Here is a 2,181-nt window from a genome sequence, read left to right on the forward strand (position 1 = left end):
GCTAAACCCCGCACACCCCACGCACCACGGGCCCGCCCCGCACCGCCACCCACAGCGGCACGAGGCGGGCCCTGCCTGTTCCCGCAGGCAGGGCCGCTGAGCCCTCACCGCCGCTCCGGGCCCCGGAAACCAGGTGACCGCAGCCGCCGCCGTCCTCGACAATGGCGCATGTTGATCGATCACTGGCCGCTGCTGGGGCTGCGCCTGGACACTCCCCGCCTGGAGCTCCGGCTCCCCACCGACCGCGAGCTGGCCCAGCTGGCCGACCTGGCCGCAGAGGGCGTCCACCAGCCGGACCGCATGCCCTTCCTCGTGCCGTGGACCGACCTTCCTCCGGCCGAACGGGCACGGTCCGTGGTGCAGCACCACTGGTTGTGCCGGGGGAACTGGTCACCGGGCGACTGGGCCCTGAACCTGGCGGTCTTCGAGAACGGCCGGGTCGTCGGCCTGCAGACCATCGCCGCCCGGGACTTCGCCGTCCTGCGGGAGGTCACCACGGCCTCCTGGCTCGGTGTGCGCCACCAGCGGCAAGGGATCGGCACCGAGATGCGCGCCGCCGTCCTGCACCTGGCCTTCGCCGGCCTGGACGCGCTGGAGGCGACATCGGGGGCCTTCCAGCACAATGCCTCCTCGTTCGCCGTGTCCCGGAAGCACGGCTATGAGCTCGACGGCGTCGACCGTCACGTGGTGCGCGGCGGGCCCGTGACGAACAGGCGGCTCCGGCTCACCCGCGACCGCTGGGAGGCCCATGCCGAAGTCCCCGTCTCGGTCAGCGGGCTGGCGCCCTGCCGGTCGATGTTCGGACTGTCAGCGGGCGCGTGATCCCTCACGGGGCAGGTTCGAACGGCTCGGCCCCTCGGCGTGCGGGTGGGCGGGAGCAGGTGGGACAGCCGAGGCCGGCCCGGCGTTCGCTGCGGCTGCGGCTGCGGTCGGGGCCGGGGCCGGGGCCGGGGTCGTGGTCGGGGACAATCTCGGGATGTTCGGCAAATGGATCACCCATCGCACGGCGGACGGCGTCCGCGTCCCCGGCACCTGGCGGCACGTGTTCATCCGCAACGGCGGCCACCACTTCCTCATCGACCTCTTCATCTATGCGGACGGGCTCATCGACTGCGGGGGCCTGGTCACCGTCGAGGAGTTCGAGGAGAAGGTGCGCACCGGGTGGGTGGCCACCAGCCTGCCCGAGGGTGGGGAGGCCTCCGCGGACGAGCTGGCGGAGTGGAGGTTCAGCGGGCCGCGGAGCTGGCGGACTCCGGAGCAGTTGGTCGCCGAGGTCCGCGACACCGTCGACCTGCTGAACGGGCGGCCCGACTCGACCCGCCGGTGCCTGGCCGCCGTCGAGGTCTTCCTCGCCGACCGGACCGAGGAGAACCTGGCCGCGGCCCGGGCGGCGTTCATGGCCGTGCCGGCCCCGCAGCGGTGCCGGATGCTGGGCGACATGGATCGGAAGGACGCCCCGCTGCGCGCGCTGGTGGCCGGACCGGGCGGCCGGACCTACCTGCCGGGCGAACCGCCGGTCACGCAGGAGGTCTACGACCGCGCCCTCGCGTACTTCGAGGGGCGGGCGGCCTGGAGTGCCGAGCGGCCCGCCCGTGTCCCGGCGGACGGGCCGGTGGCGTCGCACGCCCCGGCGGTCCGGCTCTGCCGCTTGTCCCCGAACGAACCGGTGGAGGATCCCGGCAGGCTCGGGCTGCGCAACGACTACCCCGCTCCGATCACGGTGGGAGAGACCGACTACCCGTCCGTCACCCACGCCTACTGGGCCTTGTCGGTGGCTCAACCCGAGGTCCGGGCCGCGGTCGCGACGGCCGGGACCGCCTCCGCCGCACACAAGGTGGCAGCCGGGGCGCCCCGCCGCGAGGGCTGGGAGCACCTGCGGACCGCCGTCATGACGCGCCTTCTGCGCGCCAAGTACGAGCAGCATCCCGAGCTGGCCGAGATCCTGCTGGCGACGGGCGACGGCACCCTGGTCTACGACGACCTGCACTCGGCCTTCTGGGGCGACAACGCCGGCCAGGGGCGCAACTGGACGGGGCGTCTCCTCGAACTCGTCCGTTCCGAGCTGCACGCACGGCGGGCCGGGATCCCCGGGCTGTGACCGGATCGGGTGAGGAGTGGCCGCGGTGCGCCCCCCCGGGCGGGGGCTCGACGCGCCGGCGGCCCCCCGGCGCCCCCGCGCGA

The 2,181-nt window shown here is 74.3% G+C and carries 2 protein-coding genes; both read left to right on the forward strand.

Annotated elements, in window-relative coordinates; all coding sequences use genetic code 11:
* The first annotated feature begins 168 nt into the window (after positions 1-168).
* A complete protein-coding gene (locus ACFWXO_RS44725; RefSeq protein ID WP_380532848.1) occupies positions 169-822 on the forward strand; it encodes a GNAT family N-acetyltransferase in 654 nt (217 codons plus the stop codon).
* A 154-nt stretch (positions 823-976) separates the two neighbouring features.
* Positions 977-2,098, forward strand: a complete 1,122-nt coding sequence (locus ACFWXO_RS44730) for an NADAR family protein (RefSeq protein ID WP_380532851.1) — start codon at positions 977-979, stop codon at positions 2,096-2,098.
* Positions 2,099-2,181: the final 83 nt, after the last annotated feature.

Origin of the sequence: Kitasatospora sp. NPDC059088 (assembly GCF_042738155.1) — a bacterium.
GTDB lineage: Bacteria > Actinomycetota > Actinomycetes > Streptomycetales > Streptomycetaceae > Kitasatospora.

What these genes read in the sequence shown, in the direction of transcription:
- ACFWXO_RS44725 (WP_380532848.1), top strand. Translation starts at nt 169, where the DNA reads ATGTTGATCGATCACTGGCCGCTGCTGGGGCTGCGCCTGGACACTCCC.
- ACFWXO_RS44730 (WP_380532851.1), top strand. Translation starts at nt 977, where the DNA reads ATGTTCGGCAAATGGATCACCCATCGCACGGCGGACGGCGTCCGCGTC.